The sequence below is a fragment of the Xanthomonas sp. NCPPB 2250 genome, from assembly GCF_056725265.1.
Window position 1 is genome coordinate 4099051 of record NZ_CM161520.1, and the last position, 19386, is coordinate 4118436.

The following is a 19386-nucleotide window of genomic DNA, read 5'->3' on the forward strand; positions in this document are numbered from 1 at the left end:
CCACTTCAGGGCACCGCTGCGCACTTGCATTCTTCACGCTCAAGCCGGCCAGGCGGCCCTGTAGGAGCGGCTTCAGCCGCGATGGGGCGTTCCCGGTAAAGCCCCATCGCGGCTGAAGCCGCTCCTACGACATAGGCCCCGTCGTCTTTCGAGGCGCCCTTTCAGCCGGCCACCGCTTCCGCCGCGACCGGTTCGGCGTCGTCCCACAGCGCGCGGCCGGCTTTCTTGCGCAACTTCTCCAGCCGCGCCTGGTGCGCTTCCAGCTCCGACGCGGTCGGCAACACCCGCGGCCGCGGCAGCAACATCGTCATGTCGAACGCCGGCCCCTGCGCGGCCGCATGACCGGCGCCATCCTCGGCCAGGGCGAAACCGATCTCCTCCTGGCCGGAGGTCAGCGCGATGTACACGTCGCTGAGGATCTGCGCATCGAGCAGCGCGCCGTGCAGTTGCCGGTGCGAGTTGTCCACGCCCAGCCGCTTGCACAGCGCGTCCAGCGAATTGCGCTGGCCGGGGAAACGCTCGCGCGCCAGCAGCAGGGTGTCGATCACCGTGGCGCGGTCGAGAATGCGGCCGTAGGACTCACCCAGCCGCGACAGTTCGTAGTCCAGGAAGCCCAGATCGAACGAGGCGTTGTGGATGATCAGCTCGGCGCCGTCGATGAACTCCAGGAATTCGTCGACCACCTCGTGAAATTCCGGCTTGTCGGCGAGAAAGTCCAGGGTCAGGCCGGTGACTTCCTGCGCGCCGGGTTCGAAATCGCAGTCCGGGCGCAGGTATCGGTGGAAGTTGCGCCCGCTGGGGCGGCGTTCGAGCAGTTCCACCGCGCCGATTTCGACGACACGGTTGCCCTTCTTCCATTCCAGGCCGGTGGTTTCGGTATCGAGGATGATCTGACGCATAGGACTCGCAGCGGAAAAGGAAGACACGATCAGGTCGCGACCGCGGCGCCGCCGGCGCGCACGTGCAGGGCCTGGTTGCGCGCCAACTGGTCGACTCGCTCGTTGTCCGGATCGCCGTTATGGCCCTTGACCCAGCGCCAGTCGATCGTATGCCGCTGTGCGGCCGCATGCAGCCGCTCCCACAGGTCGCGGTTCTTGACCGGATCGCCGCCGGCGGTCTTCCACTGCCGGCGCACCCAGCCCGGCATCCATTCGGTGATGCCCTGGCGCACGTACTGCGAGTCGGTATGCAGGACGATCTGGCACGGCTCGTTGAGCGTCTCCAGCGCCATGATCGCGGCCATCAGCTCCATGCGGTTGTTGGTGGTGTGCGCCTCGGCGCCGGCCACCTCGCGCTCCAGTCCCTTGTAGCGCAGCAGCGCGGCCCAGCCGCCGGGGCCGGGATTGCCGAGGCAGGCGCCATCGGTATGGATGTCGACAGTCTTCATGAAACTCCGTGTTCAGATGGAAGCGACCGAGCCGCGCCAGCGGACCGGCGCGCGCAGCGGAATGGGGCCGATGCCGGCGGCGGTGCGTTTTTCCGCCTGCAGCAGGCAGACCGCGCGCAGCGGCGCGGTGGAGGTGGCCGGGCCGACGCCGCCGCGGGTCGGCCACACCGGCCCGAGATAGCGCAGTTGCTCCACGCACGGCAGGCCGACCTGTTCCAGCAGACCGCGCCAGCTGCCCGGCGGACGCGCCACCAGGCCCTGGCGGCGCCAGCGCAGGCGGTACGGGCTCACCGCATTGAGCGCGAACAGCCACAACCGCCCGCCCGGCATCAGGATGCGCTCGCATTCCTCCAGCAACGCAGCGGCATCGGCGGCGAGCACATGCTGCAGGACGATCGCGTTGACGCTTTCCGACGGCAGCGGCAGTGGCAGCGTGCACACCAGGTCGCCAGCGTAGCCGCAGGCGCTGCGGTGCAGGCGCACGCCCCGCCCCGGCAGCTCGCGCCCGGGAGGCGGTAGCGGCACCGGCGCCAGCCACAGCCAGGGCTGCGCGGGGCGCTTGAGCAGGGCGTCGAGGATCAGCGGCTGCTCGGCCTGCAGCAGCGCCTGCGCCCCGGCAGTATCAAACCAGGATGAGACGTTGGCTTGACGAGGGAGCGACACGGCAGGCATGGTGCCAATTCTATGCGACTGATCGCCCTGCCCGCATTCCAGGATAACTACATCTGGGCGATCGCCACGGACGACGGGCGTGCGTTGCTGGTCGACCCGGGCCAGGCCGAGCCGGTGCTGGAGGCAGCTGCACAAGGGCTGCAGCCCGCCGCGATCCTGCTCACCCATCACCACGACGACCATATCGGCGGCGTCGCCACGCTGCGCGAGCGCTGGCCGGACATCCCGGTGTACGCGCCGGACGACCCGCGCATTGCCGGATTCGCGTGCGAGCGGGTCGGCGATGGCGACGTCGTGAAGGTGCTGGACTGGCAGTTCGATACCCTGGCCGTCCCCGGCCATACCCGCTCGCACCTGGCCTACGTCGGCGAGGGCCACCTGTTCAGCGGCGATACGCTGTTCAGCCTGGGCTGTGGGCGCATGTTCGAAGGTACGCCCTCCCAGATGTTGGGTTCGCTGCAGCGCCTGTCCGCCCTCCCGGGGCAGACGCTGGTCTGCTGCGGACACGAATACACCTTGGCCAATGCGGCATTCGCCGTCACGGTCGATCCCACCAACGCTGCCCTGCGGCAGCGCCATCAGGAAGCCCAGGCCATGCGTCACGCTGCCCGCCCCACCGTTCCCGTCACCCTCGCCAGCGAACTGGCGACCAATCCGTTCCTGCGCACCGCTTCGGCGGCGATCCAGCAGGCGATCGGCGCCCGGCTCGGCCGGGGGGTGTCCGACGAAGTGGAAGTCTTCGCCGAATTGAGGCGCTGGAAAGACGATTTCCGCGCATGAGGGCGCTGGCGTTGACGGCGGCGCTGACGCTGGCGATAGCGTCGGCGGCGCCCCCCGCGGCGGCGGCGACCCCGCTTGCGGTGGCACTCGAACAGACCGTGGCTGGCCTGAACGGCCTGCCGACGGACACGGCGGCACTGCCGCCGCCGACCACCCGTAACGGGCACGACATCCTCGCCCGCTTCCGCGACGGCCTGGCCGATGCGCGCTGCGACGCCGGCGCCACCGATGCGCGCTGGCAGCAGCAGTTCTCGCGCGCCCCGTCGCGCCTGGCCGACGAGGACGAGGACGTGCTGCCGCTGTTCGGCTACGTGGTCGACGAACTGCGTGCGGCCAACCTCCCGACCGAATTCGCGCTGATCCCGTTCGTGGAGAGCGGCTACCGCCCGGCGGCGCGCAACAGCAGCGGCCCCGCCGGCCTCTGGCAGTTCATCCCCGGTACCGCGCGCAACCACGATGTCCCGCTGGAGAACGGCTACGACGGCCGCCTGTCCGCGGTGGACTCCACCCGCGCCGCAGTGCGCTATCTGAAGACCCTGCACGGCATGTTCGGCGGCGACTGGCGCCTGGCGATCATGGCCTACAACGCCGGCGAGTACCGCGTGCTGCAGTCGATGCGCCGCGCCGGCATGAACGCGCAGAACGCGCAGCCGGACAAGCTGCCCGGCCTGTCCTCGGTCACCTACGCCTACGTCGAGAAGCTGCATGCGCTGGCCTGCGTGCTGGAACAGGCGCAGACCCGCGACGAATGGATGGCCTCGCTGGACCGCGACGTGCCGATCCTGCAGGCGCAGACCCTGCCCGCCGGCATGGCACTGGACGAATGGGCGCGGCGCCAGGCGCTGCAGGGCAATCAGCTCGCCCGGTTGAACCCGGCCCTGGGCAGTGGCCGCAGCACCAAGCGGGCGCTGCCGGTGCTGGCGCCGCGCAGTCTGGGCGGCCCCTTGCTGGCCCAGGACACCGCGCCGCCGGCGCAGGACGACACCCCGGTCGTCGCCACCGTGGCCAGCGCCGACGACGCTCCCGCGCCGAACCGTGCCGCACGCGCCGGCGCACGCTCCCGCCACACGCACACCGTGCGCGACGGCGACACCGCCTGGAACATCGCCAAGCGCTACGGCATCACCGTGCAGGCACTTCTGATGAAGAACGGCCTGTCCACGCGCAGCGTGCTGCGTCCCGGCATGGTGCTGAGCTACGAGGACTGATCGCGCTCCCGCTGCGGCGGGACGAGGTCCGGTCCTGCTGCAACGTCCGCGGACGTGCAGCCACGCGCGGGGATGACCACCCGTTCCCCCCGCGCCTACCACCAGCATGAGCGCCTGCAAGGCAGGCGTATCACGGCATCCAGCACCGACGACAACCGCGCGTATCGCCCCTAGTCCGGCGTGAAGAAGATCCTGGCCCGGCGCGCAATGCCGGTGGTGGCGACGGCGTTGCACAACATGTGGACCAGCATGTGGAGCAAGTGCGACGCGCGACTGCGGCAGCAGTGATGAATCGATCGCCATCGCGCACAGCGCCTCGTGCCAGGCGAAGGTGACGGCGTGCCGCGCTTGCCATCTCTTCGCCACCACCAAGCCTGCCGGCGACCACAGGCGCATGCCTGCACTTGCCGCGCCTCTGCACTCGGAGACGCGCGCACGTCGATCAGCCACGCACACCTCGACGCCCCCTGAAACGCAACAGGCCCGGCAATGCCGGGCCTGTTGCGTGCCGCCTTGCGCTGTCGAAGCAGCGGTTACAGCTGCGATTCCTGCACGCTGATCTTGAAGTGCTTGCGCATCGCATCGACGTAGGCCTTGGCATCGGCCTCGCCCTCGATCCGCGCCAGCTGCTGCTGGAACATCGTCTGCTGCTCGGCCGGCACCTTGCTCAGGTCGCCCGGCGTCACCTTGGTGACCGCAAACAGCGCATAGCGCTTGCCCACAGTGCCCGGCGCCGCAGGCAGCTCGACCTTGCCCACCGACGGCTTGCCGTCGGCCGGCTGCGGCGCGCTGAAGATCGCCTGGCTGGCCTGCGCGCTCGGCATCGGCACGTTGCGCGGCAGACCCGGCATCGGGTTGATCTGCAGCTTCTCCGGGCCGGCCAGGGCCTGCAGGGTCTCGCCCTTGCGCAAACGCTCCAGCAGCGCATCGGCCTTGGCAGCGGCCGCCTTGGCGGTGCGGTCGGCATGCACCGCGGCCACGACCTCCTCGTGCACCTTGGCCAGCGGCTGGATCTGCTCCGGCTGGTGCTGGGTCACGCGGATCAGCACGCTGTGGTTCGGCCCCAGGTTGATCGGGTCGCTGACCGTGCCGTCCTGCACCAGGGTGTCGGAGAACGCGGCGCGCAGCACCGCCGGCTGTGCGGCGATGCCACTGGCGGTGGCGCGCGAGAACGGCCCCAGCGTCTGCACCGGCAGGCCAACTTCCTTCGCCGCCGAAGCCAGCGCGGTCGGGTTCTTGTAGACCAGGTCCACCAGCTTGCCGCTCAGCTCGCTGAAGGCCTTCTCGCTGTCGGCCTTCAACTGCTCGCTGGCAAGCTGGTCGCGCACCTGCTCGAACGACTTGCCTTCGCCGCCCTTGACCTGGCGCAGCTGGATCACGTGATAGCCGAACTCGCTCTTGATCGGGCCGACGATCTCGCCGGGCTTCATCGCGAACAGCGCGTCCTCGAACGGCTTCACCATCACGCCCTTCTCCACCCAGCCCAGATCGCCGCCGGCGTTCTTGGAACCGGGGTCATCGGAGTTGGCGCGGGCAAGCGCGGCGAAATCGGCGCCGGGCTGCTTGGCTTCGGCCGCCAGCTTGGCCGCCTTGGCCTCGGCCGCCTTCTGCGAGGCCGCGTCCTTGCCGGCGCTGATCAGGATGTGCGAAGCCAGCCGCTGATCGGGCTCGACGAAGCGCGCCTTCTCGTCGTCGTAGCGCTTGCGCAGCGTCGCCTCGTCGGCCGGCTTGACCGGCGGCAGGCTGGCCGCATTGAGGTCGACGTACTCGATCGTGACGGTTTCCGGCTGCTTGAAGTCCGACTTGTGCGAGTCGTACCACTGCTGCACCTGCGCGTCGCTGACCGGCGCGGTGTCGGCCGGCATTTCCGGCAACAGCGCCATCTCCACGTCGCGGGTCTCGCCCAGCATCTTCAGCAGGCGCTCGGTTTCCGGCTTGGTGGCGAACGCCGATTCCGCGATGCCGGAAGGAATCACCGACTGCTGCAGCGCGTCGCGCACCAGTTGCTGGAACATGGTCGGCGTACGCGGCGGCGTGCCCGAGGCCAGCGCAAGGCGGTAACGCTCCGGATCGAACTTGCCGTCGTTCTGGAACGCGGGCATGGAGCTGATGTAATCGCGCACCGCGGCATCGCCGATGACCACGCCGGCGCGTTCGGCCGACAGCTTCGCCACCTGCTCGTCGATCAGCTGATCGAGCAGCTTGCGCTTGTTGTCGATGCTTTCGAACGCGCGCGGATCGAAATCCTCGCCCTGCTGTTCGCGCGCCTGGATGCGCGCCTGCTCGAAGCGGGTACGGAACTGCTCCGTGCTCACTTCGTGGTGCTGCCACAGCAGCGACACCGGCCACCACGACGGCGCCGACGACCACCACGACGGCGGTGCCTGCACCTTGGCGACGTTGTTGGCACCGACGCCACCGAGGTAGCTGTTGTCGATGACGAACAGGAACGGAATCATCAACAGACCGATGATCGCGGTGGCGATCCAGCCCGAGGTCTTTTCGCGAAGTTTCTGCAGCATTGGGAACCGACGGCCTATTGGCGAGCCGCGCAGTTTAACCCGCTTCACGCCTTGCGGCAGAACCGGCGGCCCGGCAACCCGCGCCGCCCATGTGCCGCGGCGGCGAATCCGGAGCGCACCGAGGACGAAAACCAGCACACGGCGGAAAAAAAGAAACCCCCGATCGCTCGGGGGTTTCGCGTACAAATGGCGGAGTGGACGGGACTCGAACCCGCGACCTCCGGCGTGACAGGCCAGCATTCTAACCGACTGAACTACCACTCCGCGTTTGAACGGAGGCGGGCGCGAGGCCCGCTTTCCCGAAGCGGCCGGGCCAACGCTGGCGCGTGGCGGCGACTGCGAGAAACGAAACCCACGATCGCTCGGGGGCTTCGGTACAACTGGCGGAGTGGACGGGACTCGAACCCGCGACCTCCGGCGTGACAGGCCAGCATTCTAACCGACTGAACTACCACTCCGCTTTTGAAACTTGTCGCTCGGTGCTCTGGTGGGTGCTGAGGGTTTCGAACCCCCGACCCTCTCCGTGTAAAGGAGACGCTCTACCGCTGAGCTAAGCACCCTAGCGAGTCGATTAGTTTACGGCATCCTTCAGCGCTTTACCAGCCTTGAACGTCGGATTCTTCGACGCCGCGATCTTGATGGAGTCGCCGGTCTTCGGGTTGCGGCCGGTGCGCTCGGCACGGTCGCGCACCTGGAAGGTGCCGAAGCCCACGAGCGTGACGCTGTCGCCCTTCTTCAGGGCCTTGGTCACTTCCGACACGAAGGCGTCGATGGCACGACCGGCTTCGGCCTTGGAGATATCGGCGGCAGCGGCGATCGCGTCGTTCAGTTCGGCTTTATTCATTTCTTGATGACTCCATGTGCGGCAGAAGACCGCGGATTGAGGATCGGGTGTCGGCGTGGCCTGCCTCGCCTGGGCGAGACCCCGATGGATATGTTTTGCACTACCAAGCACGCCCGTTCGCGGTGCTCGCAAGCGCTGCATTTATACCAGCGGGCCCATACCCGCGCAAGCCGAAAAGCCAACAACGGCGCGGGTTTGAGCCGTTTGCGCGGGTGCGGTTCAGCGCGCGTCAGTGCTTGACGCGCGGGTTCGAGGATGCTTTCTGCTTGCGCCGCGACGGCGCCTGTTCGGCGTCGGCGGCGGGCTTGGGCGCGAGCGGACGCTCCAGTGCCAGGTCCAGCACTTCGTCGATCCACTTCACCGGCACGATCTTCAGATCGCGGGTGACGTTCTCGGGAATGTCGGCCAGATCCTTGCGATTCTCCTCGGGGATCAGCACGGTGCGGATGCCACCACGCAAGGCGGCCAGCAACTTCTCCTTGAGTCCGCCGATCGCCGAGACGCGACCGCGCAGGGTGATCTCGCCGGTCATCGCCACCTCCGACCTGACCGGCACCTTGGTCAGCATCGACACCAGCGAGGTCACCATCGCGATGCCGGCGCTGGGGCCGTCCTTCGGCGTGGCGCCGTCGGGCACGTGCAGGTGCACGTCGTGCTTCTGCAGGAAGTCCGCCTCGATGCCAAGCCGCTCGGCGCGCGAACGCACCACCGACAGCGCGGCCGACGCCGATTCCTTCATCACGTCGCCGAGCTGGCCGGTCAGGATCACCGCACCCTTGCCCGGGACCAGGGTCGATTCGATCTGCAGCAGATCGCCGCCGACCTCGGTCCAGGCCAGGCCGGTCACCAGACCGATCTCATTCTGCTCCTCGGCGCGACCGAAGTCGTAGCGGCGCACGCCCAGGTACTTGTCCAGGTTCTTCGAGCCGACGCTGACCCGCGCCTTGTCCTTGCGCGCTGCACCCTTCTTCGCCGCGGCCTTCTTCGCCGGGGCTGCCGGCTGCGGACCGGCCAGGGCAATCTCCTTGACCACCTTCCGGCAGATCTTGGCCACTTCGCGCTCAAGGTTGCGCACGCCGGATTCGCGCGTGTAGTAGCGCACGATGTCGCGGATCGCGTCGGCACCGATCTCCAGCTCGTCCTGCTTCAGCCCATTGGCCTTGAGCTGCTTGGGCACCAGGTAGCGGGCGGCGATGTTGAGCTTCTCGTCCTCGGTGTAGCCGGGGATGCGGATCACTTCCATGCGGTCCAGCAACGGACCGGGGATATTCAGCGAATTGGAGGTCGCCACGAACATCACTTCGGACAGGTCCAGGTCCACTTCCAGGTAGTGGTCGTTGAAGGCATTGTTTTGCTCGGGGTCGAGCACTTCCAGCAGCGCCGAGGACGGATCGCCACGGAAGTCCATCGACATCTTGTCGATCTCGTCGAGCACGAACAGCGGGTTCTTGCTGCCGACCTTGTTGAGGTTCTGCACGATGCGGCCCGGCATCGAGCCGACGTAGGTGCGGCGATGGCCGCGGATCTCCGCCTCGTCGCGCACGCCGCCCAGCGACATGCGCACGAACTTGCGGTTGGTGGCCTTGGCGATGGACTGGCCCAGCGAGGTCTTGCCCACGCCCGGCGGCCCGACCAGGCACAGGATCGGCCCCTTCATCTGCTTCACCCGCGACTGCACCGCGAGGTACTCGAGGATGCGGTCCTTGACCTTCTCCAGGCCGTAGTGATCGGCGTCGAGGGTTTCCTGCGCGACCTTCAGGTCCTTGCGCACCTTGCTGCGCTTCTTCCACGGCACGCCCAGCAGCCAGTCGAGGTAGTTGCGCACCACCGCGGCTTCGGCCGACATCGGCGACATCTGCTTGAGCTTGTTGAGTTCGGCCTTGGCCTTGGTCTCCACCGGCTTGGGCATGCCGGCCTCGGCGATCTTGCGCGCCAGTTCCTCCAGTTCGCCCGGCGCGTCGTCGAGGTCGCCCAGTTCCTTCTGGATCGCCTTCATCTGCTCGTTGAGGTAGTACTCGCGCTGGCTCTTCTCCATCTGCGACTTGACCCGGCCGCGGATGCGCTTCTCCAACTGCTGCACGTCGATCTCGCCGTCGACCAGGCCGACCAGCATCTCCAGGCGCTCGCCCACTTCCAGGGTTTCCAGCAGGCGCTGCTTGTCGGCCAGGCGCACGCCGATGTGCGCGGCGATGGTGTCGGCCAGGCGGCCGGGCTCGTCGATGCCCGACAAGGTCTGCAGCAGTTCCGGCGGCAGCTTGCGGTTGGTCTTGACGTACTGCTCGAACAGCGACATCAGCGAACGCGCGATCGCCTCGACCTCGCGCTCCTCGCGCGATTCGGCGGCGTCGATTTCGCGGCCTTCGCCCTGCAGCGCGCCGTCGCGCTCGGCGACCTTGTCGACGCTGACCCGCGACAGGCCCTCGACCAGCACCTTGATGGTGCCGTCGGGCAGCTTCAGCAGTTGCAGCACCTGCGCCAGCGTGCCGACGTTGTACAGGTCGGCCGCCGCCGGGTCGTCGGTCTCGGCGGACTTCTGCGCGACCAGCAGGATGCGCTTGTCGGCCTCCATCGCGTGCTCGAGCGCGCGCATGGATTTGTCGCGACCGACGAACAGCGGGATGACCATGTGCGGGAAGACCACGACGTCGCGCAACGGCAGGACCGGCAGGTCGAGGACTTCGGATTGGGACTGGGCCATGAGGATTCCGATTTGGGAGGCGGGAACGCGATGCGGGCGGCCATAAAAACGCCGATGGCCCCGTTATGGGGCCATCGGCTGGACGATGCAAGGGGAGCGCAGAACCCCTTTATGTTTCAGCGACTTACCGGCAGGCACGGGGCGCGCGACAGGGTCGCCGCGCAGCGCCTGCCCAGGGTCATTCCGCGGAGGCGACCTTGGGCGCCGCCGGCGGGGTCTGGTAGATCAGGTACGGCTCGGACTTGTGCTCGATCACCGACTCGTCCACCACCACCTTGCTGACGTTTTCCTGCGACGGCAGCTCGTACATCGTGTCCAGCAGCACCGACTCGACGATGGTGCGCAGGCCGCGTGCGCCGGTCTTGCGCTTGAGCGCCTTCTTGGCGATGGCCAGCAGCGCGTCCTGGCGGAACTCCAGCTCCACGCCTTCCATCTCGAACAGCTTCTTGAACTGCTTGGTGATGGCGTTCTTGGGCTCGGTGAGGATCTTGATCAGCGCCGGCTCGTCCAGTTCCTCGAGCGTGGCGACCACCGGCAGGCGGCCGACGAACTCGGGGATCAGGCCGAACTTGATCAGGTCTTCCGGCTCGACGTCGGCCAGGATCTTGCCGACCTCGCGCTTGCGCTCGGAGCTCTTCACCTTGGCGCCGAAGCCGATGCCGCCGGCGTCGTTGGAGCGCTGCTGGATCACCTTGTCCAGGCCGGCGAACGCGCCGCCGCAGATGAACAGGATGTTCTTGGTGTCCACCTGCAGGAATTCCTGCTGCGGATGCTTGCGCCCGCCCTGCGGCGGCACCGAGGCGACCGTGCCTTCGATCAGCTTCAGCAGCGCCTGCTGCACGCCTTCGCCGGACACGTCGCGGGTGATCGACGGGTTCTCGCTCTTGCGCGAGATCTTGTCGATCTCGTCGATGTAGACGATGCCCTGCTGCGCCTTGTCGACGTCGTAGTCGCACTTCTGCAGCAGCTTCTGGATGATGTTCTCCACATCCTCGCCGACATAGCCGGCCTCGGTCAGCGTGGTCGCATCGGCGATGGTGAACGGCACGTTGAGCAGACGTGCCAGCGTCTCGGCCAGCAGCGTCTTGCCCGAGCCGGTCGGACCGACCAGCAGGATGTTCGACTTGGCCAGTTCGACCTCGTCGTTCTTCTGCCGGCTCTCGATGCGCTTGTAGTGGTTGTACACGGCCACGGCGAGCGTGCGCTTGGCGCGCTGCTGACCGATCACGTACTGATCGAGCACTTCAAGGATCTCGCGCGGCTTGGGCAGGCTGCTGCGTGCCGACTGCGCCTTCTCCTCGAGCTCCTCGCGGATGATGTCGTTGCACAACTCGACGCATTCGTCGCAGATGAACACGCTGGGCCCGGCGATCAGCTTACGGACCTCGTGTTGACTCTTGCCGCAGAACGAGCAGTACAGGATCTTGTTGCTGTCGCCGGAACGGCCTTGCCGGTCTTCGCTCATTGCTTCGCTTACCCAGTTACCCCACCCGATGAACGGGGGTTCGATTTCGAGAATAGCACAGGGCCGGGAGGACGCTAGCCCGACCCCGGCCCTGCGGAATACGCTGCGTTTTGCAGTACATGCAAGCCTTATGCCGGCTGGATGGACTCATCCGGACGACGCTCCAGGACCTGGTCGACGAGGCCGTAGGCCTGCGCGTCGACAGCGCTCTTGAAGTTGTCGCGCTCGGTGTCGCGGGCGATGGTTTCCAGCGACTGGCCGGTGTGCTTGGCCAGGATTTCGTTCAGCCGCGCGCGCAGCGTCAGGATCTCGCGGGCGTGGATGTCGATGTCGGTGGCCTGGCCCTGGAAGCCGCCCAGCGGCTGGTGGATCATCACCCGCGAGTTCGGCAGCGCGTAGCGCTTGCCGGCCGCACCCGACGCCAGCAGCAGCGCGCCCATCGAGGCGGCCTGGCCGACGCAGATGGTGCTCACGTCCGGCTTGATGTACTGCATGGTGTCGTAGATCGCCATGCCGGCGGTGACCACGCCACCCGGCGAATTGATGTAGATGCTGATGTCCTTCTCCGGATTGTCCGCTTCCAGGAACAGCAGCTGGGCCACGATCACATTGGCCATGTGGTCGTCGATCGGGCCGACCAGGAAGATCAGGCGCTCCTTCAACAAGCGCGAATAGATGTCGTAGGCGCGCTCGCCGCGGCTGGTCTGCTCGACCACCATCGGAACCAGATTCAAGGCCTTGGTCACATTGTCCACGCGGTGATCTCCTGCTGCTCGGGGTCCGTCCCTGTACGGGGATGTACAGGGCTTCGCATCGTGTTGCGCCCCGCCGCCGCGGGGAGTGAAACGGGGAACCACCTCGCGCATGCCGGGATGCGCGAGACGGCGACGCGTCGTCTTATTGACGGATCGCGTCCTGGAACGACATCGCCTGCTCGGTGTGCTGGGCGCGCTCGGCGATCCAGTCGATCACCTGCTCTTCCATCACGCGGCTCTGCAGTCCCCCCATCAATTGGGGATCGTTGCGGTACATCTCAATGACCTGTTCCGGCTCTTCGTAGGTCGAGGCGATCAGACGCAACGTTTCCGAAACCCGCTTCGGGTCCAGGCGCAGTTCGTTGCGGCGGGCGACCTCGCCGACCAGCAGGCCGACCAGCACGCGCTTGCGCGCGGCGTCCATGAAGCCCTGGTGGGCGTCCTCCGGCACCTGGCCGGGGTCGCGGCCGGAACGGCGCAACTGCTCGACCTGCTGCGCCAGCATGGCGCGCGCTTCGTTCTCGACCAGGCGCGGCGGCATTTCGACGGACGCGTAGGCGGCGATCAGCTGCTCGCCGACTTCGCGACGCAGGCGGTTCATCAGCGCGCCCTTGAGCTCACGCTCGAGGTTGATGCGGATGTCCTTGCGGAACTGCTCGGCATCGCCGCTCTTCACGCCGAAGCTCTTGATGAACTCCTTGTCCACCTCCGGCAGCACCGGCGCGGCGACGTCGACCGCCCTCACGTGGACCTGGACCTGCTTGCCGGCGAACTGCGGCACCCGCCAGTCGGCCGGGAAGTCGACGGTCAGCGTCTTCTCTTCGTCCTTGGACAGGCCGATCAGGCCCTGCTCGATCGCCGGGAACATGACGCCCGAACCGATCACGCTGCTGCCCTTCTCCACGCCCTCGGTCGGCAGACGCTCGTCGCCGACCTGCGACCAGGTCTCCAGGGTCACCAGATCGCCGTCCTGCGCCGGGCGCGCGGCCGGCTGCCAGGTGCGGCGCTGCAGGCGCAGGTTCTCGATCATCTGCTCGATGTCGGCGTCGGTGACCTCGGCGGTGTGGCGGATCACCTGCAGCGTCGAGACGTCGATGTCGCCGAAGTCCGGCACCACTTCGAAGGTGGCCACGAACTGCAGTTCGTTGTCGCCGGCGCGGTCGATGCGCGGGTTCCCGGCCAGGCGCAGCTCGTGCTCGCGCACGGCCGAGTCGAAGGTCTCGCGCAGCAGGCCGTCCAGCGCCTCGGCGCGGATCTGCGGCCCGAACCGCTGCTCGATCACCTTGGCCGGAATCTTGCCCGGACGGAAGCCCTTGATCCGCGCGGTACGCGCGACTTCGCGCAGGCGGCCGCCGACATGGGTTTCCAGGCGATCCCCCGGCAGGGTGAAGGTCAGACGCCGTTCCAGGGTACCGGTGGTTTCGATCGAAGCTTGCATGTGGACTCCTGCCACCGGGAGCCCACGGGGCTCTCGGCACGATGTAGTAAAGACGGGTTGACGCGGGCACGGGACGGCCGCCGCAGCCGGATAGTTTCGCCTATTCCCGCGGTGCCTGCCAGCGCAGGGCCGGGAGACCGCCGTGGCGACGCCGAACCTGCCATCGCCGCAAGGGGCCGCAGGGGCTTGGATGGTGCGAAAGAGGGGACTCGAACCCCTACGCCTTGCGGCACTGGTACCTAAAACCAGGGCGTCTACCAATTCCGCCACTTTCGCGCTGCAGCGCCGGAAGGCGCCTGCCGGCACATTGTTGCAGGCCGGCCGGCAAAGAAAAAGGCACCTGCCGGAGCAGGTGCCTTTCGTTTTGGTGGGCCGTCAAGGATTCGAACCTTGGACCTATTGATTAAGAGTCAACTGCTCTACCAACTGAGCTAACGGCCCTGAAACTGAGTCGCACATTCTATGTGCTTTTTTGCTTCGTTGCAACACCCCGCGAAGCATCGGGTCACGCGATCAATGGGGTGGCTGAGGGGACTCGAACCCCCGACATCTGGAATCACAATCCAGTACTCTAACCAACTGAGCTACAGCCACCATTGAAACCTTGCATCTCCCGCCCGGCGCCATGTGGCGCGCCCGACAGGAATCGAACCTGTAACCGCCGGCTTAGAAGGCCGGTGCTCTATCCAGTTGAGCTACGGGCGCCCTGGCTGGATTGTCGCATTCCTTTCCGCCGTTGGACATCGGATTGGTCGGGGTAGAGGGATTCGAACCCCCGACATCCTGCTCCCAAAGCAGGCGCGCTACCAGACTGCGCTATACCCCGGCGGAACATCCCTCGCGGCCAAGGCCGGAAAGGTCGGCTATTGTGAGAAGCTTGCGGCCCGCTGTCAACGTCGCATGCACGCAACATCGCCTGCGCTATGCTCAGGCCTTGCCGTCGGCATCGGCCGATGCGCCATTTTGAAGGAGAAAACAGCATGCTTCGCAGCGGCAACCCCGCCCTGAAGGAATCCACCTTCCTCGATCTGCACAGCGGCAACGTGGTCTCGCCCGGCAACGGCACGGTCGTCGCGCGCGACAGCGGTGCGATGACCCTGAACGGCACCGCCAACAAGACCGGCGTGCTGTTGATGCTGACAGCGCTCACCGCCGTATTCGCCTGGAGCCAGTCGGTCTCGATCGATGCCGCGGGCAACGCGATGATCGCCCCTGGCGTGGCCGGCTACGCGCTGGGCGGCCTGATCGGCGGCTTCATCCTGGCCCTGATCACGATCTTCAAGAAGGAATGGTCGCCGATCACCGCGCCGCTGTACGCGCTGGTGGAAGGCTTTTTCCTGGGATCGATCTCGGCGATGTACGAAGTGCGCTTCAACGGCATCGTGCTGCAGGCGGTGCTGCTGACGTTCGGCACCCTGTTCGCGATGCTGTTCGCCTACCGCAGCGGCATGATCAAGGCCACCGAGAACTTCAAGCTGGGCGTGGTCGCGGCCACCGGCGGCATCGCGCTGGTGTACCTGGCCACGATGGTGCTGGGCTTCTTCAACATCCAGATCCCGTACATCCACGCCTCCGGCACGGTCGGCATCCTGTTCAGCCTGTTCGTGGTGGTGGTGGCGGCGCTGAACCTGGTGCTGGACTTCGACTTCATCGAGAGCGGCGTCGAACAGGGCGCACCCAAGTACATGGAGTGGTACGGCGCGTTCGGCCTGATGGTGACGCTGGTGTGGCTGTACCTGGAGTTCCTGCGCCTGCTGTCGAAGCTGCAGTCGCGGAATTGAAGCCGGGAGTCGGGAATCGGGATTGGGGAATCGTAAAAGCGAACTCCCCTTGATCGATGAGCGGGCTTTGCTTCAGACAAACTTCCGAGCAAAAGAAAGGGCGCCCTGGGGCGCCCTTTCTTTTTCTGGGATCTTCCGGCCGCTCAGAGGCGGCTGGCGATGGCCTGGGCGAAACCCATGGTGTTGCCGCTGCCGCCCAGGTCCGGGGTCAGCCCGTCCTTGGCTTCCAGCGTGGCGACGATGGCGTTGCGCAGGCGCTCGGCGTTCTGCGGCTGGCCGATATGGTCCAGCAACTGCGCCGCGCCCAGCAGCAGCGCGCACGGGTTGGCCTTGCCCTGCCCGGCGATGTCCGGGGCCGAGCCGTGCACGGCTTCGAAGATCGCCGCGTCCACGCCGATGTTGGCGCCCGGGGCCAGACCCAGGCCGCCGACCAGACCGGCGCACAGGTCCGACAGGATGTCGCCGAACAGGTTGGTGGTGACGATGATGTCGAACTGCTCCGGGCGCATCACCAGCTGCATGCACGCGTTGTCGACGATCATTTCCTGGAACTCGATCTCCGGGTAGTTTGCCGCCACTTCACGCGCCACCTTCAGGAACAGGCCCGAGGTGGACTTGATGATGTTGGCCTTGTGCACCGCGGTGACCTTCTTGCGGCCGGTCGCGCGGGCCAGGTCGAAGGCGTAGCGGACGATGCGCTCGGAGCCCTTGCGGGTCACCTTGGCCATCGACAGCGCGGTCTCGCCGTCGGCGGACACTTCCTGGCCTTCGCTCAGGTAGGCGCCTTCGGTGTTCTCGCGCACCGTAATCAGGTCCACGCCGGCGCCGAAGCGCGACTTGGTGTTGGGGAACGACTTGGCCGGACGCACATTGGCGTACAGGTCGAACTGGCGGCGCATGGCCACGTTGATCGAGCTGAAGCCCTCGCCCACCGGCGTGGTCAGCGGGCTCTTCAGCGCCACCTTGTTCTTGCGGATCGACTCCAGCGTGGCGGCCGGCAGCAGGTCGCCGTGCTTCTCCAGCGCCACCAGGCCCGCGTCGGCGTATTCGTAGGTGAGGCCGGCGTTCAGCGCGTCGAGCACGAACAGCGTGGCGTCCATGATCTCCGGGCCGATGCCATCGCCACGGATGACCGTGATTGTCTGCGTCATAGGGTTGCGGTTTCCGTACAAGAGGGGGGAGCGCCGCCCGGGAACCGGGGCTGCAGGCGCAAGGAGGTTTCAGCGGTAATTATGCCCGAAGCCGGTGAAGGCGCCCAAAACCGGACGGCCGCCGGCGCGAGCGCCGGTGACCATCGGGGCAGCACGAAGCAGGCTCAGTCGTGCGCGTGCTGCGCCGGGGCGGCGGCGCCGGCCTCCAGCGTGTCGAGGAAGTCCACGGCACGGCGCAGGTGCGGGATCACGATGGACCCGCCGACCACCAGGCCCACCGAGAAGGTCTCGAAGAACTCCTCGCGGCTGACCCCGGCCTCCTTGCACTGGGCCACGTGGTAGCTGATGCAGTCGTCGCAGCGCAGCACCAGCGAGGCGACCAGGCCGAGCAGTTCCTTGGTCTTCACGTCCAGCGCGCCGGCCTGGTAGGTCTGGGTGTCGAGCGCGAAGAAGCGCCGCACCACCTGGTTCGGCTCGGCCAGGATGCGCTGGTTCATGCGTTGGCGGAACTCGGTGAACGCGCGGACCCGGTCCTCCCCGGAGGCGCCGCCCTCGCCCGTCGCAGCGCCGCTCATGCCTGCGCCTCGGGGGCGTGGCCGTCGAGCAGCGGCTCCAGCTTGCCGGCGCGGTGCAGCGCCATCATGTCGTCGTAGCCGCCGACGTGGACGTCGCCAACGAAGATCTGCGGCACGCTGGTGCGCCGCGCCAGCGCAACCATCTTCTCGCGCTCGGCCGGGTCCAGGTCGATCCGCACCTCGTTCCAGGTGCGGCCCTTGCTCTTGAGGAAGTTCTTGGCCGCCACGCAGTACGGGCAGATCGCGGTGGAATAGAGGGTGATCGGCGGGCCGCCGGCGTGGCCGGTGTCGGCAGTTGGGTTGTCCACGGGAAACTCCGGGCGGTGTAGAAGGTCCAAGCCACTATGGTAGCGGCCGGGTGGATTTTCGAGGCCGCTGCCGCAACACTGCGAATCATCCCGGATTCACCGTCGTCCCGGCCGCCACCCGGCGTCCGCCTGCCCCTTGGAGCCTGTCTTGCGCCTGCTGCCGCTCGCCTTCGCGATCACCCTGGCCACCGCCTGCGCCGTGGCGCCGGCCCAGGAGAACAAGCTGCCGGACATCGGCTCCTCGGCCGGCGAGCTGCTGACCCCGGCGCGCCAGGCCGAGTACGGCAAGATGATGCTGGCCGAGCTGCGCAGCTACGGCTACGTGCTCGAGGACCCGCTGATCGACGACTGGCTGCAGACCATGGGCACCCGGCTCGGCGCCAACAGCGACCAGCCGCAGCAGAAGTTCACCTTCTTCATGCTGCGCGACCGCCAGATCAACGCCTTCGCCACCCTCGGCGGCTACGTGGCGGTCAACGCCGGGCTGGTGCTCACCGCTGAGCGCGAGGACGAGGTGGCCGCGGTGCTGTCGCACGAGATCGCCCACGTCACCCAGCAGCACGTGCTGCGCGGGGTGGAGCGGGCGCAGCGCGACCAGATCCCGATCCTGCTCGGCATGCTCGCCGCGGTGGTCGCGGCGCAGCAGGCCGGTGGGCGCTCCAGCGGCGACGCCACCCAGGCGGCGATCGCCAGCGGCCTGGGGCTGATGCAGCAGCGGCAGATCGACTACACCCGCTCCAACGAATCGGAGGCCGACCGCCTGGGCATCCGCACCCTGGCGCGCAGCGGCTACGACGTCGACGCGATGGCCGGCTTCTTCGAACGCATGTCGCTGGCGATGCGCGGCAACCAGGGCGGCTACAGCACGCCCGACTTCCTGATGACCCACCCGGTCACCACCACCCGCATCAGCGAGGCCCGCGATCGCGCCGAGCAGATGAAGAAGAACACCCTGACCCTAACCATCAGCGTGCCCGGCGGCACCCTGAAGGAGCGGGTCGATCCGAACGACGTGTCGCTGAGCCAGCCGCTGGGCGCGCCCAGCAACCCGCTGCTGCCCGGCGGCCTGCAGCTGCCGTTCGCCAACTACGCGCGCGGCCCCAGCGGCCAGTTCGAATGGGCACGCGAGCGGCTGCGGGTGTTCAGCGCCAACACCCCGGCCGATGCGATCCGCGAGTACGAAGGCCTGCGCCAGGGCAGCAAGCAGGGCCTGAGCGATGCCCAGCGCTATGGCCTGGCGCTGGCCCGGCTGCGTGCCGGCGGCAGTGCGCAGGAGGTCGCGCAGACGCTGGAAAGCCTGCTGCAGGCGCACCCGGACAACTGGTGGCTGACCGTGGCGGTGGCCGAGGCCGAGGCCAAGGCCGGCCGCAACCAGGCCGCCGACCAGCGCTTCGAGGCGCTGGTCAAGCGCATGCCCAGCAATCGGGCGGTGGCGCTGAGCTATGCGACCGCCCTCAACGAGCAGGGCGGCCGCCAGGCCGGCCAGCGCGCCCAGGCGGTGCTGCGGCCGCTGCTCGGGGCGGCCGCGGAGGATCCGGTGTTCCAGCGCACCTTCGCCCGCGCCTGCGAACTGGCCGGCGACGACACCCGGGCCGGCGAGGCGTACGCCGAGGCGGCCTACCTGAACGGGCATCCGGAGCAGGCGCTGATCCAGCTGAGCAACCTGAAGAAGCGCAGCGACCTGGACTACGTGGCGCGCGCGCGCATCGACGCCCGCATCGCCACGATCACCCCGACGGTGCTGGAACTGCGCCGCCAGGGCGTACAGGACCCGGACATGCAACGGCGCTGAAACGCGCCCG

The 19386-nt window shown here is 67.5% G+C and carries 16 protein-coding genes and 8 tRNA genes; 4 read left to right on the plus strand and 20 right to left on the minus strand.

Annotated features, from left to right (window positions below; translation table 11 throughout):
• Positions 1-161: 161 nt before the first annotated feature.
• Genes dnaQ through AC1PMG_RS16505 form a run of 3 tightly spaced genes read right to left on the minus strand, consistent with a single transcriptional unit; the run spans position 162 to position 2059 of the window.
• A complete protein-coding gene (gene dnaQ, locus AC1PMG_RS16495) occupies positions 162-899 on the minus strand; it encodes a DNA polymerase III subunit epsilon (protein WP_481109598.1) in 738 nt (245 codons plus the stop codon).
• A gap of 29 nt (positions 900-928) precedes the next feature.
• Positions 929-1387 (minus strand): ribonuclease HI, encoded by a 459-nt coding sequence (gene rnhA, locus AC1PMG_RS16500; RefSeq protein WP_017907823.1) that lies wholly within the window; start codon positions 1385-1387, stop codon positions 929-931.
• Between the two features lie 12 nt (positions 1388-1399).
• The gene (locus AC1PMG_RS16505; RefSeq protein WP_295958979.1) at positions 1400-2059 is read right to left on the minus strand and encodes a class I SAM-dependent methyltransferase; all 660 of its coding nucleotides are present in this window, start codon (positions 2057-2059) and stop codon (positions 1400-1402) included.
• 12 nt (positions 2060-2071) lie between these two features.
• On the opposite strand from AC1PMG_RS16505, the gene gloB reads away from it, so the two are divergent.
• Positions 2072-2839 carry a hydroxyacylglutathione hydrolase gene (gene gloB, locus AC1PMG_RS16510; protein ID WP_481109599.1) on the plus strand — a complete coding sequence of 256 codons (768 nt, stop codon included), beginning with the start codon at positions 2072-2074 and terminating at the stop codon, positions 2837-2839.
• Positions 2836-4047: a lytic transglycosylase domain-containing protein gene (locus tag AC1PMG_RS16515; protein WP_481109600.1), complete on the plus strand. Its 1212-nt coding sequence runs from the start codon at positions 2836-2838 to the stop codon at positions 4045-4047. The genes gloB and AC1PMG_RS16515 overlap by 4 nt, the downstream gene beginning before the upstream one ends.
• A 533-nt stretch (positions 4048-4580) precedes the next feature.
• Here AC1PMG_RS16515 and AC1PMG_RS16520 read toward each other — a convergent pair.
• The 14 genes from AC1PMG_RS16520 to AC1PMG_RS16585 all read right to left on the minus strand — a co-directional run bounded on the left by AC1PMG_RS16520 (position 4581) and on the right by AC1PMG_RS16585 (position 14595).
• Positions 4581-6569, minus strand: a complete 1989-nt coding sequence (locus AC1PMG_RS16520; RefSeq protein ID WP_481109601.1) for a peptidylprolyl isomerase — start codon at positions 6567-6569, stop codon at positions 4581-4583.
• Positions 6570-6756: 187 nt separating this feature from the next.
• Positions 6757-6833: transfer RNA gene (locus AC1PMG_RS16525), tRNA-Asp, on the minus strand.
• A gap of 117 nt (positions 6834-6950) precedes the next feature.
• A tRNA-Asp gene (locus AC1PMG_RS16530) sits at positions 6951-7027 on the minus strand.
• 27 nt (positions 7028-7054) lie between these two features.
• A tRNA-Val gene (locus tag AC1PMG_RS16535) sits at positions 7055-7129 on the minus strand.
• Between the two features lie 11 nt (positions 7130-7140).
• Positions 7141-7413, minus strand: a complete 273-nt coding sequence (locus AC1PMG_RS16540) for an HU family DNA-binding protein (RefSeq protein ID WP_010341124.1) — start codon at positions 7411-7413, stop codon at positions 7141-7143.
• 229 nt (positions 7414-7642) lie between these two features.
• Positions 7643-10111, minus strand: a complete 2469-nt coding sequence (gene lon, locus AC1PMG_RS16545; RefSeq protein ID WP_342073922.1) for an endopeptidase La — start codon at positions 10109-10111, stop codon at positions 7643-7645.
• A 178-nt stretch (positions 10112-10289) separates the two neighbouring features.
• Positions 10290-11576: an ATP-dependent Clp protease ATP-binding subunit ClpX gene (clpX, locus tag AC1PMG_RS16550; RefSeq protein ID WP_017907830.1), complete on the minus strand. Its 1287-nt coding sequence runs from the start codon at positions 11574-11576 to the stop codon at positions 10290-10292.
• A gap of 128 nt (positions 11577-11704) precedes the next feature.
• Positions 11705-12331 carry an ATP-dependent Clp endopeptidase proteolytic subunit ClpP gene (clpP, locus tag AC1PMG_RS16555; protein ID WP_017907831.1) on the minus strand — a complete coding sequence of 209 codons (627 nt, stop codon included), beginning with the start codon at positions 12329-12331 and terminating at the stop codon, positions 11705-11707.
• A 142-nt stretch (positions 12332-12473) separates the two neighbouring features.
• Positions 12474-13769 carry a trigger factor gene (tig, locus tag AC1PMG_RS16560; RefSeq protein WP_481109602.1) on the minus strand — a complete coding sequence of 432 codons (1296 nt, stop codon included), beginning with the start codon at positions 13767-13769 and terminating at the stop codon, positions 12474-12476.
• A 191-nt stretch (positions 13770-13960) separates the two neighbouring features.
• A tRNA-Leu gene (locus AC1PMG_RS16565) sits at positions 13961-14045 on the minus strand.
• A gap of 89 nt (positions 14046-14134) precedes the next feature.
• A tRNA-Lys gene (locus AC1PMG_RS16570) sits at positions 14135-14210 on the minus strand.
• 76 nt (positions 14211-14286) lie between these two features.
• Positions 14287-14363, minus strand: a tRNA-His gene (locus AC1PMG_RS16575).
• Positions 14364-14397: 34 nt separating this feature from the next.
• Positions 14398-14474: transfer RNA gene (locus AC1PMG_RS16580), tRNA-Arg, on the minus strand.
• Between the two features lie 44 nt (positions 14475-14518).
• A tRNA-Pro gene (locus AC1PMG_RS16585) sits at positions 14519-14595 on the minus strand.
• Positions 14596-14749: 154 nt separating this feature from the next.
• Between AC1PMG_RS16585 and AC1PMG_RS16590 the strand changes: the two genes are divergently transcribed.
• Positions 14750-15550: a Bax inhibitor-1/YccA family protein gene (locus AC1PMG_RS16590; RefSeq protein ID WP_481109603.1), complete on the plus strand. Its 801-nt coding sequence runs from the start codon at positions 14750-14752 to the stop codon at positions 15548-15550.
• A 143-nt stretch (positions 15551-15693) separates the two neighbouring features.
• Here the strand turns inward: AC1PMG_RS16590 and AC1PMG_RS16595 are convergent, their stop codons facing one another.
• The 3 genes from AC1PMG_RS16595 to grxC all read right to left on the minus strand — a co-directional run bounded on the left by AC1PMG_RS16595 (position 15694) and on the right by grxC (position 17584).
• Positions 15694-16701 (minus strand): isocitrate dehydrogenase, encoded by a 1008-nt coding sequence (locus AC1PMG_RS16595; protein WP_153751193.1) that lies wholly within the window; start codon positions 16699-16701, stop codon positions 15694-15696.
• A gap of 164 nt (positions 16702-16865) precedes the next feature.
• A complete protein-coding gene (locus AC1PMG_RS16600; protein WP_148828564.1) occupies positions 16866-17276 on the minus strand; it encodes a carboxymuconolactone decarboxylase family protein in 411 nt (136 codons plus the stop codon).
• Positions 17273-17584 (minus strand): glutaredoxin 3, encoded by a 312-nt coding sequence (grxC, locus tag AC1PMG_RS16605; protein ID WP_017907836.1) that lies wholly within the window; start codon positions 17582-17584, stop codon positions 17273-17275. The genes AC1PMG_RS16600 and grxC overlap by 4 nt, the downstream gene beginning before the upstream one ends.
• A 148-nt stretch (positions 17585-17732) precedes the next feature.
• Here grxC and AC1PMG_RS16610 point away from each other — a divergent pair, with 148 nt between their 5' ends.
• Positions 17733-19376 carry a M48 family metalloprotease gene (locus AC1PMG_RS16610; protein ID WP_481109604.1) on the plus strand — a complete coding sequence of 548 codons (1644 nt, stop codon included), beginning with the start codon at positions 17733-17735 and terminating at the stop codon, positions 19374-19376.
• Positions 19377-19386: the final 10 nt, after the last annotated feature.

What these genes read in the sequence shown, in the direction of transcription:
- tig (WP_481109602.1), bottom strand. Translation starts at nt 13,769, where the DNA reads ATGCAAGCTTCGATCGAAACCACCGGTACCCTGGAACGGCGTCTGACC.
- gloB (WP_481109599.1), top strand. Translation starts at nt 2,072, where the DNA reads ATGCGACTGATCGCCCTGCCCGCATTCCAGGATAACTACATCTGGGCG.
- clpX (WP_017907830.1), bottom strand. Translation starts at nt 11,576, where the DNA reads ATGAGCGAAGACCGGCAAGGCCGTTCCGGCGACAGCAACAAGATCCTG.
- AC1PMG_RS16600 (WP_148828564.1), bottom strand. Translation starts at nt 17,276, where the DNA reads ATGAGCGGCGCTGCGACGGGCGAGGGCGGCGCCTCCGGGGAGGACCGG.
- AC1PMG_RS16520 (WP_481109601.1), bottom strand. Translation starts at nt 6,569, where the DNA reads ATGCTGCAGAAACTTCGCGAAAAGACCTCGGGCTGGATCGCCACCGCG.
- lon (WP_342073922.1), bottom strand. Translation starts at nt 10,111, where the DNA reads ATGGCCCAGTCCCAATCCGAAGTCCTCGACCTGCCGGTCCTGCCGTTG.
- AC1PMG_RS16595 (WP_153751193.1), bottom strand. Translation starts at nt 16,701, where the DNA reads ATGACGCAGACAATCACGGTCATCCGTGGCGATGGCATCGGCCCGGAG.
- AC1PMG_RS16540 (WP_010341124.1), bottom strand. Translation starts at nt 7,413, where the DNA reads ATGAATAAAGCCGAACTGAACGACGCGATCGCCGCTGCCGCCGATATC.
- rnhA (WP_017907823.1), bottom strand. Translation starts at nt 1,387, where the DNA reads ATGAAGACTGTCGACATCCATACCGATGGCGCCTGCCTCGGCAATCCC.
- AC1PMG_RS16515 (WP_481109600.1), top strand. Translation starts at nt 2,836, where the DNA reads ATGAGGGCGCTGGCGTTGACGGCGGCGCTGACGCTGGCGATAGCGTCG.
- AC1PMG_RS16505 (WP_295958979.1), bottom strand. Translation starts at nt 2,059, where the DNA reads ATGCCTGCCGTGTCGCTCCCTCGTCAAGCCAACGTCTCATCCTGGTTT.
- AC1PMG_RS16590 (WP_481109603.1), top strand. Translation starts at nt 14,750, where the DNA reads ATGCTTCGCAGCGGCAACCCCGCCCTGAAGGAATCCACCTTCCTCGAT.
- dnaQ (WP_481109598.1), bottom strand. Translation starts at nt 899, where the DNA reads ATGCGTCAGATCATCCTCGATACCGAAACCACCGGCCTGGAATGGAAG.